The 15,892-nt window shown below is 60.5% G+C and carries 12 protein-coding genes and 1 pseudogene; 7 read left to right on the top strand and 6 right to left on the bottom strand.

All coding sequences use genetic code 11. The features are described 5' to 3' along the window. Positions 1-44: 44 nt before the first annotated feature. Positions 45-1,204 (bottom strand): annotated as a pseudogene (locus ABIE16_RS16520) (IS30 family transposase). 143 nt (positions 1,205-1,347) lie between these two features. Next, positions 1,348-2,454 (bottom strand): NADH:flavin oxidoreductase, encoded by a 1,107-nt coding sequence (locus ABIE16_RS16515; RefSeq protein ID WP_340313911.1) that lies wholly within the window; start codon positions 2,452-2,454, stop codon positions 1,348-1,350. 121 nt (positions 2,455-2,575) lie between these two features. Between ABIE16_RS16515 and ABIE16_RS16510 the strand changes: the two genes are divergently transcribed. After that, positions 2,576-3,451, top strand: coding sequence for a LysR family transcriptional regulator (locus ABIE16_RS16510; protein ID WP_340313909.1), 876 nt, complete (start codon positions 2,576-2,578; stop codon positions 3,449-3,451). A gap of 185 nt (positions 3,452-3,636) precedes the next feature. Here ABIE16_RS16510 and ABIE16_RS16505 read toward each other — a convergent pair whose 3' ends face one another. Further along, positions 3,637-3,909, bottom strand: coding sequence for a hypothetical protein (locus ABIE16_RS16505; RefSeq protein WP_154862424.1), 273 nt, complete (start codon positions 3,907-3,909; stop codon positions 3,637-3,639). On the opposite strand from ABIE16_RS16505, the gene ABIE16_RS16500 reads away from it, so the two are divergent. The 4 genes from ABIE16_RS16500 to ABIE16_RS16485 all read left to right on the top strand — a co-directional run bounded on the left by ABIE16_RS16500 (position 3,896) and on the right by ABIE16_RS16485 (position 7,336). Next, on the top strand, positions 3,896-4,195 hold the full coding sequence (locus ABIE16_RS16500; protein ID WP_340314147.1) for a hypothetical protein: 300 nt from the start codon (positions 3,896-3,898) through the stop codon (positions 4,193-4,195). The two genes, ABIE16_RS16505 and ABIE16_RS16500, sit on opposite strands and share 14 nt — an antisense overlap. 154 nt (positions 4,196-4,349) lie before the next feature. Further along, the gene (locus tag ABIE16_RS16495; RefSeq protein WP_150814801.1) at positions 4,350-5,705 is read left to right on the top strand and encodes an MATE family efflux transporter; all 1,356 of its coding nucleotides are present in this window, start codon (positions 4,350-4,352) and stop codon (positions 5,703-5,705) included. Positions 5,706-5,957: 252 nt separating this feature from the next. Further along, a complete protein-coding gene (locus ABIE16_RS16490) occupies positions 5,958-6,629 on the top strand; it encodes a phosphoribosyltransferase (protein WP_429521571.1) in 672 nt (223 codons plus the stop codon). A 137-nt stretch (positions 6,630-6,766) separates the two neighbouring features. Beyond that, positions 6,767-7,336 (top strand): YceI family protein, encoded by a 570-nt coding sequence (locus tag ABIE16_RS16485; protein ID WP_218496311.1) that lies wholly within the window; start codon positions 6,767-6,769, stop codon positions 7,334-7,336. Positions 7,337-7,672: 336 nt separating this feature from the next. Here the strand turns inward: ABIE16_RS16485 and ABIE16_RS16480 are convergent, their stop codons facing one another. Next, on the bottom strand, positions 7,673-11,062 hold the full coding sequence (locus ABIE16_RS16480) for an Ig-like domain-containing protein (RefSeq protein ID WP_429521570.1): 3,390 nt from the start codon (positions 11,060-11,062) through the stop codon (positions 7,673-7,675). Between the two features lie 475 nt (positions 11,063-11,537). On the opposite strand from ABIE16_RS16480, the gene ABIE16_RS16475 reads away from it, so the two are divergent. Beyond that, positions 11,538-12,260 carry a GNAT family N-acetyltransferase gene (locus tag ABIE16_RS16475; RefSeq protein WP_102671368.1) on the top strand — a complete coding sequence of 241 codons (723 nt, stop codon included), beginning with the start codon at positions 11,538-11,540 and terminating at the stop codon, positions 12,258-12,260. Between the two features lie 318 nt (positions 12,261-12,578). Here ABIE16_RS16475 and ABIE16_RS16470 read toward each other — a convergent pair whose 3' ends face one another. Together ABIE16_RS16470 and ABIE16_RS16465 are read right to left on the bottom strand one after the other, a co-directional pair. Beyond that, a complete protein-coding gene (locus ABIE16_RS16470) occupies positions 12,579-13,709 on the bottom strand; it encodes a P1 family peptidase (RefSeq protein WP_429521569.1) in 1,131 nt (376 codons plus the stop codon). Positions 13,710-13,874: 165 nt separating this feature from the next. Continuing rightward, positions 13,875-14,978: an extracellular solute-binding protein gene (locus ABIE16_RS16465; protein WP_429521568.1), complete on the bottom strand. Its 1,104-nt coding sequence runs from the start codon at positions 14,976-14,978 to the stop codon at positions 13,875-13,877. 110 nt (positions 14,979-15,088) lie between these two features. On the opposite strand from ABIE16_RS16465, the gene ABIE16_RS16460 reads away from it, so the two are divergent. Next, positions 15,089-15,862 (top strand): helix-turn-helix transcriptional regulator, encoded by a 774-nt coding sequence (locus ABIE16_RS16460; protein ID WP_090456486.1) that lies wholly within the window; start codon positions 15,089-15,091, stop codon positions 15,860-15,862. Positions 15,863-15,892: the final 30 nt, after the last annotated feature.

Here is a 15,892-nt window from a genome sequence, read left to right as displayed (position 1 = left end):
GGCCGGTTGCTGTCTGTCACGAAGGGCAGCAGTCGACTGTGGATTCAACCGGTCGACGCAACTGATTGGCTAAATCGTTCAGCGGGTGTTTCGTAGTCTAGTGTTTTCCGAGGGCGGCTATTTAGCTGCCTTGCGACTTCATTGAGCGTGGCTTGCGAGTGCTCCGCAAGGTCGGTTCCTTTCGGGAAGTACTGCCTTAACAAGCCGTTGGTGTTCTCATTCGATCCCCGTTGCCAGGGACGATGAGGATCGCAGAAGTAGACCTTGATGTCGGTAGCCACCGTAAAGCGCTTATGGTCAGCCATCTCTTTGCCGCGATCCCAGGTCAGCGATTGGTAGAGTTCTTGGGGTAAGTTACGGGCGTTTTCGATCAGGGCGCTGATGACCGTCTCGCTATCCTTACCGTCCAATTTCACCAGCATTACGTAGCGGGTATGACGCTCCACAAGAGTGGCAATCTGGCTGTTCCTGCTACCGCACAGCAGGTCGCCTTCCCAGTGACCTGGCACCGCCCGATCCTTAGCCGCGGCCGGGCGTTCGCGGATCGATACCGCGTCAGTGATTCGACCGTGATTTTCTTTCTTCTGCGTGTGATGGCGCGAGCGACGCATGGCCCGCGTGCGCCGTAAATGCTCAAGCAACTCCTTCTTCAGAGCCCCGCGGGCCTGTATGAAGAGCGTGCGATAGATCGTCTCGTGTGACACCTGATAGCTCGTATCGTCCGGGTAGGTACGCTTCAACCAACCGGCAATTTGTTCCGGTGACCACTGCAATTGAAGCTTGTCTGCAACAATTTGCGCCACCGTTCGGTTCTCAACAAGTTTGCAGACCTTAGGTCGATGGGCGCGATCCCAGGCAGCCTGATCAGCTTGATTAGCCCGGTAACCTCCTTGGCCACCGTTGCGTCTGATCTCACGACTGATCGTAGAGGCTGCTCGCCCTAGCAGCGCGGCCATGGAACGGATCGAGTTACCTGCCACCACTGCACGCGAAATCTCTTCGCGCTCAGCCACGTCAGCGCCAATCTGGACCTGCGGCGTACAGCGGGTCTGATACCGCCTGTTTCCGCCAAGATGCGCTGTATCGATGAATGGTTTCGATCAAATAGTTGGGCGATGTGCTGGAGAGAGTCACCTTTCTGCCAGTGATCCCACATCAGTTTTTTCTGACTTTCGGTGTAATAGATCCGAGGTCTCTGCTTCATCTGCAACACTCCTTCTGCTCACACAGAATTTAGTTGTGTTGCGTCGACCGGTTGAATCCACAACCCATAGCGGTCTTTCGTTTGGATGACCCTAGGCAAAAGCGGACATCCATGACGTCCGCTCGACCGTTTTCAATCTGTTGTCACGCCAACGCCAATTCACTGTCCTTGATGTTCGCAATCGGCCCCAGAATCGAGGAGTCAAACTCGGCAAGGGCTGTGTGAGTTGCCAGGCGACGGGGAAGATCCGGGTTAGCAAGAGCCGCTTTGCCCAACGCGATCATATCGGCGCCGTCTCGTAATACTTGCTCCGCGTGGTGCGGTACATCCAGCCCCCCATTGGCGATGATCGCAACCTGGGACGCATACCGGCGAGCCAGTTCAACCAGACTTGCATTTCCTTCGATGAATGCCGGTTTCCATGCCTCAAACTCCGTCACATGGATAAAGTCCACACCAGCGTCCTTCAGCGAGCCGAAAATGACCTCGGCGGCAGCTTCGCCTTCTGCCCACTTATGTTCATAGTCGTTCACCTTGCTTTGCGAGATGCGCACACCCACAGGAGCGAGCGTGCCGACAGCGGCCTTGACTGCCTTGATGACTTCCAATGTCAGTCCAATCCGTGCCTGTACATTTCCGCCCCAGCGATCATCTCGTTGATTGGTGTAGTCAGTCAGAAATTGGTCTAGCAGATAGCCGTTCGCCCCATGGATTTCAATACCGTCGAATCCAGCGGTATGCGTGGCCAGCACGGCGGCTTGTGCAAATCCCGCAATGGCATCAGCGATGTCCTCGTCACACATCGCCTGGGGTAGCGGGTACTGTCCCTCACCGTAATAGAACTTCATCTGCGTTCCTTTCGGTCGAACAGCCGAGGGTGCAGCGGTAGCAGTTTCAAAACGGTTGCCCTGATTCAGTGCTCCAGCATGCATGAGTTGAGCGAATACTGAGCCATTGTGGGCACGAATTAGATCTGTCACGCCGCGCCACGCCTTGGCCTGTTCGACATCACTGAGCCCTGGTTGGAAGGGGTAGCCCTGAGCATACTTCTGATCGGTGTACAGCCCTTCTGTAATGATCAGACCAAATCCCCCTTTGGCAAATCGCTCGTAGTAACGCGCAATCTCAGCGGTTGCTAGGCCCGCCTCGGTGGCACTGACACGCGTCATGGGCGCGACAGCAAGACGATTCCTCAATCTGCGATTGCCAATATCATAGGGAGTTAAAATCTGTTGGTTGTAGTCAATCATGTGGTCAGTCCTCATTTTTCCGAAAGGCTTTAAAAATCGATGTGGAGGACAGTAAACTTGGCCCGAAGTGTTGAGAAGCCTGCAACAACGATAAGCCGCTTTATCACAAATGGATGTAATGATGCAGATCCCGGATGTGGAAGTGTTTAGTGCCATTGCTGAGAGTGGCAGCCTGTCAGCCGCCGCCCGACGACTCGGTCTGGCACCCATGACAGTGTCGCGCAGACTGGCAGCTCTCGAAGGCGAGCTAGGAGTTCGGCTGTTTCATCGAACAACCCGCGCCGTGTCGTTGACAGCCGAAGGCGAAACATTTCTCCCCTTTGCAACGACGCTGTTGGAAGCCAGCGAGGGAGCGAAGGTCAGCTTGAAATCCTATGCTGGTACTGCCAGCGGTGTTTTGAAGGTAACTGCGCCCACCGTATTCGGACAGTCAGTGATCATGCCGCTGATTCCCGCGCTCCTGGCAGAACACCCGGCGCTGCGCGTTGATCTGACACTGTCGGACAGCATCGTGGATATTGTCGGGCTCGGAATCGATGTCGCAATTCGCATTGCGACCCTGCGAGACTCTGCCTTGATCGCGCGCCCCCTCGCACCGAATCCTAGAGTGCTGTGTGCCAGTCCGATTTATCTGGAGCGTCATGGAGTGCCTACTACGATGGACGCATTATTGAGCCACCGCCGCATCGCTTTGCATGGCATGCCTTACTGGCCGTTCATTCGTGACGGTGAAGCGGTTGCCTTGCGGGCGGAGGGCGTTTTTTCGGCAAACAGTGTCGAGGCGGTGCGCACGGCGAGTAGGCAAGGTTTGGGGGTGGCGATGCTTACGTACTGGGACGTCCTTGATGATCTGGATGCTGGAACCCTTCGTCTGGTCGAATTGGAGGATGTCAGCCCGGAGCAACTCTTCATCACCGCGATATTGCCTACTCGCCAGCATGTGCCACACAGAGTAAGAGTTTTCCTTCTGCATCTGGAGGCAGTGCTGAATTCCTGAGACCGAACATCAATGATACGTCCACTTATGGCCTATGCCGCCCATTTGAAGGAGCGTCCGTTACTGGCCGATTGCTGCCTGTCGCGAAGGTCTGAAAACGAAAACAGACGAAATTTACGCCACAGAACAAAAAGCCGCTTTTCTCGTCAGACAAAAAAACGGGCACCTTTGGCGCCCGTTTTCATTCACTCCGCCACCTGCGCCCGCAACCGCCGCCCAATCACATCCATCAAATCACAACCATCCCTCAACGGAATGACCAGCAGCTTGGAAAAGTCCTCCAACACCACGGTGTCGCAACCGAGTTCTGATCGGTAGGCGATGTTTTCCAGCACTTGCGTGACTGTCCGAATACGGTAGTCGGCCATGGCTTGCAGGACGTCGAGGGGGGCTTGGGTGTCGATGAGCAGGGAGGCCGGAACCAGATCGATTCCGGTAAGAGGCATGTATCTTTCCATAGATGAAACTCCGATCAGTGCAAAGGATGACTGTCCCTCACTCGTCGCCAAACGAATGGGTGACAGCTGTACGCAGGTTGGCGAACCGGGATCGGAAAACCGGCAGACCCGAAGGTCTCCCGCGCACAGCTGCCATAAAGACAGCTTTGCGAAGGTGCAACAGCATCTGCAAAAAAGCACAGAGCTTTTGCATCCGATCGAACAGGTCGCCAAACCTGGTCGCCATTTGGGCGACGGGGCGGACTATAAGCTTCATCAAGGCCGTGGGCAAGGTGAGGGCTTCTGAGGTTGTCGTAGGATCGCCGATGATGAAACTTCAGACCTTTCACCTCACGTCGCTGGAAATATAAACACAGACCTGAGATGTTCACGGCCCCTTGGATTCAGCCACCCACGCTATCCTTAATCATCGCTCCGGCCGTCGAGATGGACCTTCCCGAATGCAAACCCAACCCCAACGCCCCCTCTGGAAAACCTACCTGCTGTTCCTCGCCCCCATGGTCCTGTCGAACTTCCTGCAATCCATGTCCGGCACGGTCAACAGCATCTACATCGGCCAGATGCTCGGCACCCAGGCCCTGGCGGCGGTGTCGGGGATGTTCCCCATCGTGTTTTTCTTCATCGCCCTGGTGATCGGCCTCGGTGCCGGCGCGGGGGTGTTGATCGGGCAGGCGTGGGGGGCGCGGGAGACGCATCTGGTGAAGGCGATTGCCGGGGCGACGTTGTTGTTGGGGGTGTTGATCGGGTTGGTGGCGGCGGTGGTGGGGAGTGTGTTTGCGCGGTCGGCGCTGGTGGGGTTGGGGACGCCGGCGGATGTGCTGGACGATGCGGTGGCGTATGCCCATGTGATGTTGTGGATCATGCCGTCGCTGTTGGTGTTCGTGTTGTTCACGCAGTTGCTGCGCGGGGTGAGCGATACGTTGTCGCCGTTGTTGGCGCTGGTGGTGTCGACCTGTGTGGGGCTGGCGCTGACGCCTGCGTTGATTCGCGGGTGGCTGGGTTTTGCGCCGATGGGGATTCAGAGTGCGGCGATTGCCGGGTTGGTGGGTAACCTGGTGGCGATGGGGTTGCTGGCATGGCGCTTGATCGGCAAGGGCCATCCGTTGGCGCCGGATCGCGAGTTCTTTGCGGCGATGAAGCTGGACGTGGCGATCCTCGGCAAGGTGCTGCGCATCGGTTTGCCCACCGGGTTGCAGATGGTGGTGTTGTCGCTGTCGGAGTTGGTGATTCTGGCGCTGGTGAACCAGCACGGGTCCCAGGCGACGGCGGCGTATGGCGCGGTGACGCAGATCGTCAATTACGTGCAGTTCCCGGCGCTGTCGATTGCGATCACCGCGTCGATCCTTGGGGCCCAGGCGATCGGGGCGGGGCGCATCGAGCGCATCGGGCCGATCCTGAAGACCGGGCTGATGATCAACGTGTGTTTGACCGGTGGTCTGGTGGTGCTCGGGTACTTGTTGTCGAGCTGGTTGCTGGCGTCGTTCCTCACTGAGGAGGCGACACTTGGCATGGCCGAGCACCTGTTGCACATCATGCTCTGGAGCCTGTTGGTGTTTGGTTTCCAGGCGATTATCGGCGGCATCATGCGCGCCAGCGGTACGGTGATGGTGCCGGTGGCGATTTCCATTGTGTGCGTGGTGGGCGTGCAGTTGCCGGCGGCATATCTGCTGGATGCGAAGTTTGGATTGCAAGGGGTGTGGATGGCGTTTCCGGTGGCGTATCTGGGGATGCTGGTGTTGCAGACGCTGTATTACAAACTGGTGTGGCAGCATCAGAAGATTGAGCGGTTGGTGTAGGCGGAACGCTGCGGGAGGGGCATGCTGTTCACAGACCTATTGTGGCGAGGGGGCTTGTCGGGTCGCCGCACCGCCCCGTTTGAGTGCGAAGCGCTCACAAAAATCTGGATGTATTGTTAGATTTTGGGGGCCGCTGCGCAGCCCAACGGGGGCAAGCCCCCTCGCCACAAAGTCCCTTGCCACAAAGCCCCTCGCCACAAAAGGACGGTGTGACTGAAAAAGACAGGCGCCATCGCCTGGGGAGGTTTTCAAATGAGCCCCTTGTCCCATTCCATCCTGCAAGACCGACCAGCAGCCGGGCGGCGTTTGATTGAGCCGTTGCTGCCTTACGCCAATCGCCCCGACGTCATCGTTCTGGCCTTGCCCCGTGGCGGCGTGCCGGTGGCTTATGAGGTGGCCACGGCGCTGAAGGTTCGCCTGGACCTGATGCTGGTGCGCAAGCTCGGCGTGCCTTCCCACCCGGAGTACGCCATGGGCGCGATTGCCAGCGGTGGTGTCCAGATTCGTAATGAAGAGGCGCTGCGGATGCACCCGATTGATCGCGCCGCTTTCGACGCCGTGGTCGAACGGGAAAGCCGCGAGTTGCTACGCCGCGAGCAGGTCTACCGAGGCACGCGACCGGCGGTGCAGCTCAAGGATCAGGTGGTGATCCTGATCGATGACGGCCTGGCCACCGGGGCTTCGATGAGGGCGGCGATCCAGGCGCTACGGGCGCAGACGCCATCGCGCATCGTGGTGGCGGTGCCGGTGGCGCCGATCGAAACGGTGGAGGCGCTGCGCAGCGAGGTGGATGAGTTGATCTGTCCGCTGATGCCCGAGTGGTTCACGTCGATTGGTCATTGGTACATGGATTTTTCCCAAACCTCGGATGCCGAGGTGATCGACCTGTTGCGGCGGGCGTGGCAACGCGGGGAGTGCGGGTAGCGCTGGCGGCCAGCGGCAGGTGGTCACAAATCAACGGGTGAGGTGGAATAAACCCCGGTTGTTTGCTTTAGTCCATCTGATACGACCCGACTTGTGCGGCACGCCAACTCAGGACGGGAGCCCTCCCGGAGAGCGTCATGAACCTTCGATCCGCGCGTTGCGTCGCTCTGGCCGGCACGTTGGTGTTCGGCCTGGTGCCGTTTGCTGGAGCCGTGGAATACAAGGATGTGAACGCCAGGGCCAGTACCTTGAGCTTCACCTATGAGCAGATGGGGTCGAGAGCCTACGGCACCTTTGGCAAGTTCAAGGCCAAACTGGACTTCGACACCGATAACCCCGGCGCCGCCCATGCCGCGCTGACCATCGACCTGAACAGCATCGACGCCGGCAGCAGCGACGCCAACACAGAGCTGCAAAAACCGGCGTGGTTCGACACGGCGACTTATCCGGTGGCGACCTTCGAGTCGACGTCCATCAAGGCCCTGGGCAATAACCGCTACACCATCACCGGCAAACTTTCCCTGCGGGGGCTTACTCGAGAAGTGAGTGTACCGGTGCTGCTCAAATCCGAGAGCGCCATCGGCATCTTCGAGGGCCAACTGGTGCTCAAGCGTGACGACTTCAAGATCGGCGAGGGCGAGTGGGCGGACAGTGTGGTGTCCAACGAGATCAATATCCGCTTCCGGATGGTGGCGCCGCAGCGGTGACTGGGACCCCATCGATAGTTCGTCGGCCAATCATGTGACCATGCTGCTGGGGGGATGGAATGTGGTTTGTCTGATAGACCGAGGTGCCGCCATCGCGGGCAAGCCCGCTCCCACAAGGATCTTCAGCGAGCACATAAATTATGCTCGACGCAGCCCCCCTGTGGGAGCGGGCTTGCCCGCGATGGCGGTGTAACAGTCAATACAAAGGCTGAGATCCATCAGGCACTTTGCGGATAGAGCGGACAGTCAACAAAACCCACCTCGGTCCCACCGCACGCTGCACAAAAGAAAAACGCCCGATCCACATTGCATGGGCCGGGCGTCGATCAATCCGCTCTAGTTCGCCTTTATCGGCACCGTCACGGTTTTGCCGAAGGCCGATTTGATGGTCGCCGTCGGGCTAGGCGAGGGGCCGCTGCCGGCGGTCGTCACTGCTATGTTCCAGCGCGCGCCTGTCGGTGTCTGCGTCAGGACGGCGGCGCCAAGGTTCACCGTACCGGTTGTGGTCGTGGCCGTTGCCGTGATGGTATTGCCCGTGCCACGGGAGGTGGTGCCGGACAGGACCCAATACCAGCGGCTGTTGCTGCGGGCGGTGACGGTGGCGCTGGTGACGATCAGGCTCTCGTTGATCGGTGCCGAGACCGCCACGGACACCGTCGCCGGTGCCGACTCGGCGCCCTTGGCATCGGCGGCCCTATAGGTAAAGGTCGCGGTGAACGGCGCGGGGACCGTGGCCGGTGGTGTGTAGGTCACACGCAGACCATCGGTGCTGACCACGCCCTTGCCTGAGTCCGGTTGCTCCAGACCTACCACTTTAAGTGGCACGTTACCGTCAGGGTCGCTGTCGTTGGCCAGGACGTTGATGATCACCGGTTGGCCGGTGTTACTGATGGCGCTGTCGGCGTTGGCGACCGGTTTTTGGTTGTCGGGGTCCTCGACACGTTTATCGCCAGTGCGGAAGGTCGGCAGCGCGGCGGAATTGACGTAGGTGACGCCGTCCCAGCCGGGCAGGGGGGTTGGCATCAACTGGAACTGGCCCGGATTCTCGACATCCCAGCGCAGCAGCATGGAGGTATCCTCGTGCTGGGTGTTGTGGCAGTGCTCCATGTAGGTCCCGGCGAATTCGCGGAAGCGGATCGCTATCTCCACGTCCACCGAACTGTCGACTTCTGCACCAACCCGATAGACGTCCTTGCGCGCCCATTTTTCCCATTCCGGCGGTGCCTTGCCGTCGCGCTTGAGTACGATGCCTTCTTCAAAGTGCACGTGCACCGGGTGGCTCCAGCCGTTGCCGCCGTTGATGATTTTCCACACTTCCAGGGTGCCGTCGCCGGAGAACCCGGCAGCGGTCGGGCCGGTAGCCAGTTGCGGAGCGGCGCTGATTATCCGAGGGTCCATCTGGTAGCCGAAACCGCCGTCGGTCTTGATGGTCCAGGGTTCTTCGTCGGTGCCGTCGGAGCGGCCGAAGATGAACTCGCGATGGCGCGCCAGTTTCAGTTTGGCCTGCACCGTCGGATCGTCGCGGTTAAGGGTCAGCGGGATCATGCTTTTACCCACGGGCTTGCCCGGCTTGGCGGGTTCGTAGTCGGCGGGGTTCATGCTCACGTCCTGGCCGGCATAAGTCTGCACCACCATCTGCATGAACTTGCCCACCACCGGATCGCCGTTCTCCCATTCCAGCCCTTTGCTGCCCAGCTTGAGCACTGCCTTGTACCTGCCGGACAAGACATCGGCCAGGCTCTGCGATGCAACCTCCGGCCCCTTGCCGTCGTGGTGCTCCATCAGGTTGACGAAGTACAGTTTGTCGCCGGTCTTGATCCCGTATTTCGAGAAGTTGACGATGATGTCGTAACGCTCGGCGATGGCCAGGGTGGGCAGGATGGCGTTGTGGTCCTGCACATCGCCGTCGGCGTCCAGGTCCATGCTGCCGTCGAACGGCACGGCGTGCTCCATGAGGTTGCCGTCGTTGGCGATCATGTGGAACGGCACGCGGGTGTAAGACAGGCCGGAGCCTGTCGGGCCGGGGAATTCGCCACCGGTGCCGACGATCTCACGCACCAGCGCGATCTTGAAGTAGCGCGACACCGAGCCGTTGAGGATGCGGAAACGATAGCTGCGCGCCCGCACGTTCAGGCGTGGCTGGTACTGCCAGTTGACGAGGATCTGGTCGCCGAGAAAACCATCGGTGTTGAACGGGTTGAACCACAGTTGGCCATTGGTATCCCAGGCCTTGTCGGCAATCATCAGGTTGACGTCATAGTCGCGGTTGCCCCAGGGCAATGCCGAACCGCTGGGCAGGCGCAGGTTGACGCCGTCTTGCAGCGCTTCGTTGCCACGATCCATGGCGCTGTAGTAGTTCATCATCACCGCGTTGCCCTTGTAGACGTTCTGCGCGGTGAAATCGAGCATGTGGTCGTGGAACCAATGGGTGCTCATGGCTTCGCGCCAGTCGCCACGGATCTTGATGCTGCCGTTGTTGCAGGTCTTGAGGCCCGGTGTGGCATCGTTGACATACAGGGTTTCACCCGGCGCGCAGGGGAACGCCGCGCGCGGATCCTGAGCGCTGGTGTTGATGCTGTCGTAACCGGCCAGCTGAATCGGCCAGCGATAGTCGTAGTACTGCCCCGGAAAGAAAAACGCATTGGAATAGCCGTCACTTTCCGCCGGGACGTGGCCGTTGTGTTCGTGGGTGCTGAGGGTGTGCAGGCCGAACCCCATGTTGGCCGACGGATCGATCGGCAGGGCGTTGTAGTGGCGCATCAGCACGGGTTGGCCGTACCGCACCATCAGCAGTTTTGGTGGAAAGGTGCCGTCGAAAGTCCAGAGCGCCTTGTGGTTCTGAATCGGCATGTTGGGGTGAAAGCGGGTGTCGATGCCTTTGGTGGTGCCCGCAATGATCGGGGTGTCCGAGGTCTGGTTGTAGAGCCCGCCCGGCCCGAACTCACCGACGGCGTAGTTGTGCAACTGGCGGCGGTCGCGCATGCCGCCGTTGAGCTTGGCGCCGGCTTGAGCGGTCTTGAAGGCGACCTGTGGGTAGAACTCGTTCCAGCGCTGGTGCGACCAGCCTTTTCCTGGCGGACGACCTTCGGCCGGCGAGCCCACCGGATGGCGGTTGAGGAAGGCTTCGATCTGCGCTTTCCACGGGTTGCGGTCCAGCACGTTGGAATACTGCGCCGGAAACGGGTACAGCCCCGGCTGGCGCATGAAGGCTTCCAGCGCCGCGGCCGAAGGGCCGCTGCGGGCGATGTTGTTCGGGTCCTGCGTGGGCGCCGGGCCGACGATCGGAACCGGGAAGGTCAGGGGCGGTGCCGGCAGTGTCGGGTCGAGTTTTTCCGTGCCGAATTCTTCGAACAGCAGCAGTTGCTGAGTGTATGGCTGGGCCCCGAACAACGGGCTGGGCTTGCCGTTGGTGGGGATTTTGAAGGATGTCTGCAGGGCTGGCGGCAGCACGTTGTCGGTCGTTGGCGTGGTGCGAGTGCCGTACACACCATTGGGCAGGGCGTAGGAGCCCTGGTTGGTGGGAGGCATGGTCTCTATGGCATCCAGCGCAGCCTTGGGGTCGGCCGGCGGGTTGGTATACGCCGACGGATCTGTTGGCGGCGGCGGGCTGACATCGTCGAGCGGTGCTGCATTGACGATGCCGAGGCTGACGTTGATCAGCATCACAGCGGCGATGCCCGGTTTGCTGAAAAAGCCGAGCGATTTGAGGTCAGTTTTGTTTTTCATCTTGTTTCCTCGGGACGCGTCGGTGTGGCTGACGTTTGCAAAAACGCTCGATGCAATAGGTGCGCCAATCGCGGGGAAATTTGGGGGAAACAAAAACCTGTTTGATATCAAAAGGCTGGCGGTTCGGGTTTTGGTCCTGATGGCGCAGTAGGTGGGAATCCTCAAAGTTGGGGGCTTTCACCCACCCGTTCTCCCCCGTTCATACCCGAGGTCGGTGTAGTGGTAACCGCTTTCGCGAGCAGGCGAGCTCCCACAGCAGATTGAGGTGTGGGCAATACCGCTGTCCCCTGAAGGAACAGGCCTGATCGCGAAGAGGCAAGTTCATCCAGCACAATGTGTGCCGGACTCACTGTTGTCGGCCTTGAAAATGATGCGCATGGCTCAAGGAGGGTGGATGTCTGTCCATCACCTTCGGACCGGACGTGCCGGGCGCGCTATGATAGGCGGCCCTTGCCTCCCGGAGCCTGTCACCGCAATGCCCCTGATCAGCCATTTCAAGACCCCGTGCCCCGAGCACATCAATAGCCAGATCCTGCAGATGGTGGTCGACAACCTGACCGACATCAGCATGGTCGCGATCCCGCCCAGCAACCTGCTGTACAACCTCTATCAATACGCGATCGGCTATGAGGTGCACCTGTATCTGGAAGCGCTGAACGGTGAAAAAGGCATTGCCGTGGAGTTGATCGTCGCCACGGACGAAGACGACCCGCAAAAGGTGACGGGCTTTGTGCTGTACCTGCCGGTGCAGGACGACCCCGAGGCCTGCGGCGTGGCGTACATGGCGGTGCAGGCCGAGTATCGGCGCCAGGGCGTGGCCCGGCGGATGCTGCGGGAAATGGTCGGTCGCTACCCCCATGCCGAGCTGACCTGCTCGGTGGCCAAGGTGCCGTATTTCGAGGCGATGGGCTTTGAGGTGGTGGGCGTGCGTGCGACCCAGGTGTTGATGAACACTCGCGACCACGCTACCGCTGGCTTGATGGCGCTGCTGGATGTGGCGTCGATCTACAGCTCGCTGGAAGTGCGGCAGATTCATACCTACCTGCTGCAAAAGCATGGCAAGCGGGCCATGACCGACGCGGAAAAACAGCGCGACCGGCATCTGGACCAGCTGACGCGCAAGGCCCAGGCATTTGTGCGGGGGCGGTTGGGTGACGATGCGGTGCCGGCCGCAGGCCCTCGATTGCGCCTGGTCTGATCGCACTCTCCTAAACCCCCACAAATCCCCCTGTGGGAGCGAGCTTGCTCGCGATAAGGCCGGGTCAGTCGACATTTACTGTGGCTGACCCCACCGCTATCGCGAGCAAGCTCGCTCCCACAATGAACAGTGTTGGTTTTCAGAGGTAAAAAAAGAGCCTCAAAGCTCTTGATGGGGAGGAAGTGGAGCCGTGAGGCTCAAGATGCGCATGAAACAAGTGGTGAGCTTGGTAGGGGTTCAGTTCACTCACCACCTACGCAGCGGCTTGCGCAAGCAAGCGGCTGCGTAAGTTCATCCTAAAAAGACCGAGTGTTTCACTCAAGTACCGCTAGTCGCATCCCCCGGCCAGCCGGCGCGGCGCAACGCCTTGAGCAAGGTTTCGGCATCCAGCCCCTGCACCCCATGCCCGTTGCCTTCGGCGGTGTCGGCGGCTAGCAGGGCATTGATGATGGCTTCTTCCACGGCTTCGGTGGCGGCCAGGAACAGCTCGCTGATGTGGTCGTTGTTGACCATGCTCAGATTGTGGGTGGTCGGTGCTTTCTTGCTCTCGTAGGCAGCCGGTGGCACGTGATCGTTACCGGTGGCGAAGGCGATGAAGATGTCGCCGCTGTGGTCTTCATTGCCGCCGCCGGTGCGGGCCAGGCCGAGGCTGGCGCGCTGGGCCAGGCGTGTGCACTGGTGCGGCAGCAACGGCGCATCGGTGGCCAGGCTGACCACGATCGAACCCATGCCCGGATGGGGCAATGAGGCCTTGAGGAACGGCGAATCGACCTGTTCCATGTGGCGCCCGACCGGGTAGCCATCGACGCGCAACTCATTGCGAATGCCGTGGTTGGCCTGGACAATCGCCCCCACCGTCCAGCCGCCCTGGGCACTGTTCAAGCGGCGCGACGCGGTGCCGATGCCGCCCTTGAATTCGTGGCAGATCATGCCGCTGCCACCGCCGACATTGCCTTCGGCCACCGGTCCGCCCGCCGCCGAACGCACGGCCTGGGCCACGTGTTCAGGATTCACGTGAAAACCGTTGATGTCGTTGAGCAGGCCGTCGAAGGTTTCCAGCACCACTGGCATATTCCAGTAGAGGCGCCCGTCATCCGGCTGCTGCTCGCGGTCGAGCACGATCAGCGCGTCGCGCACCACGCCCAGGCTGTGGGTGTTGGTGAAGGCGATGGGGCTGGTCAGCAAGCCTGCCTCGCGTATCCACTCCAGCCCCGTGGCATCGCCGTTGCCGTTGAGCACATGCACGCCGGCAAAGCAGGGTTGCTGACTGGTGGAACCGGCGCGCGGTTCGATGACGGTAACGCCAGTGAGGATGTCGCGGCCATTGGCCGTGCGGCCTCGTACGTCGCTGTGGCCGACCCGTACGCCGGGGACGTCAGTGATGGCATTGAGCGGGCCGGGTTGCAGTTGACCGATCGGGATGTTCAGGTCGCGGGCGCGTGGTTTCATGGTTTTTCTCATCTTCGATTCGTGGCAGAAAAAGTATTCTTTGGACACCACGGACACTGTGGGAGCGAGCTTGCTCGCGATGGGGTCGCTAAGTTCAGCATCCATGGCGACTGATCCACCGCTATCGCGAGCAAGCTCGCTCCCACAGGATTTTGTGGTGTCCGGTCATTGACCGTTTTTGACCTTGCTCCAGATCCGCGTGCGCACGCGCTCGGTAGCGGGTGGCAGTGGCTGGAGGGTGAACAAGGTGGCCATGGCTTCGGCGGGCGGATAGACGGCCGGGTTGCTGCGGGTCGCTTCGGCCACCAGTGTGGTGGCGCTGCGGTTGCCGTTGGGGTAGTTGAGGTGGTCACTGACCGGAGCGATGACTTCGGCGCGCATCAGGTAGTCGATGAAGGCCAAGCCTTGTTCCGGGTGCGGAGCGTCCTTGAGCAGCACCAGCGTATCGAACCACACCGGCGCGCCTTCCTTCGGCAAGCTGTAGGCGATCTTCACGCCGTTGCCGGCCTGCTCGGCGGTGGATTTGGCTTCAAGCATCGCGCCGGACCAGCCCACCGCCACGCAGATGTTGCCGTTGGACAGGTCGCTGATGAACTTCGACGAGTTGAAGTAGGCGATGTGCGGACGCAGTTTCAGCAGCAGCGCTTCGGCCTTCTTGTAGTCCTCGGGGTTGGTGCTGTTGGGCGGCAGGCCGAGGTAGTGCAGGGCAACCGGCAGCATCTCCGACGGCGAGTCGAGCATGGCCACGCCGCATTCGCCGAGTTTCGCCAGGTTCTCTTCCTTGAACACCAGGTCCCAGGAATCCACCGGCGCCTTGTCACCCAGCAGCGCGCGCACTTTGTCGATGTTGTAGCCGATACCGTTGGTGCCCCACAGGTAGGGTACGGCGTACTGGTTGCCCGGATCGTTGTTGGCCAGTTTCGCCAGCAGTTCGGTGTCCATGTTCTTGTAGTCCGGCATCTGCGCACGGGGCAGGGGGGCGAGGGCGCCGGCCTTGATCAGCGTAGGCAAACTGAAGTTGCTGGCCACGACCACGTCGTAGCCGCTGCGGCTGGTGAGCAACTTGCCTTCGAGCACTTCGGCGCTGTCGAAGGTGTCGTAGACCGGTGCAATCCCGGTGTCACGCTTGAAGTCCTGCAAGGTGGTGGGACCGATGTAGTCGTACCAGTTGTACACGTGCACCGTCGGGGCTTCGACCGCAAAAGCCGACAGCGAAACCGCCAGACAGGCACCCAACCCCAGATTGAAATACAAGCGGTGACGACTCATGATGCGGCACTCCTGGCCTGTTGCGGCCGGTGGTATTCAGGAGTTTGCAGCGTATCGACCGGGGTGGCCTTCACCCATTCCCATCATGGGTTACTCAAAAGGGGTAGTGCGTGGACGCGTTGTTGAAAGAGTTGCCGGTGCATCAGGGGCTGGCGCGGGTCTTTACGGCGGTGGGGCAGGACAGTTTCTGGCGTGCGCTGGTCGATACCCTGCGCTTGCTGGTGCCGCTGGATAACGCGTTGGTGGCGCTGATGCGCCCGGGGCATGTGCCGCGCCTGCTGATTGACTTCGATGCCAAGGGCAACAGTGATGAGCAGGAAGAGCTGGCGGACTACCGCGCCGGCATGTACCTGCTTGATCCGTTCTACCAAGCCGCTTGCGCCGGCATCGCCGACGGCTTGCACAGCCTTGATTCGGTGGCCCCCGACCAGTTCCAGCACAGTGAGTACTACCTGAGTTACTTCAGCACCGTGGTCGGTGGGGATGAATTGCAGTTCATGGTCAACGTCGATGGCGCCGTGCTCGGCCTGTCCCTGGGGCGTTCGACACGCTTCAGCCTCGAGGAGCAGGGCCGTCTGCTGTGCGTGCGTGACTGGGTGCTGGCGGCGATGCGCCGACACCTGGATTTGCTGCCACTGGAAGGGCCGGTCGCCGAACCACCGGCCGGCGATCTGGCGACCTTGCTCGATCGCTTCGACGCACGCCTGACCCTGCGGGAAATCGAAACCGCGCGCCTGATTCTCCAGGGGTTCTCCAGCAAGGCCATCGCCCAGCAAATGGGCATCTCCCCGGAGACGGTGAAGGTGCATCGGCGCAACCTCTATCACAAGCTCAACGTGAACGGGCATGGCGAGTTGTTTGCACTGGTGTTGCGGCCGCGTTAATCCGGATTGTCCGGTTGACCAGGCCGTTGC

Source organism: Pseudomonas sp. 2725 (genome assembly GCF_050434585.1).
Lineage (GTDB): Bacteria > Pseudomonadota > Gammaproteobacteria > Pseudomonadales > Pseudomonadaceae > Aquipseudomonas > Aquipseudomonas jessenii.
The sequence above is the reverse complement of the archived record's forward strand: the minus strand, read 5'-3'. Positions and strand labels throughout refer to the sequence as shown.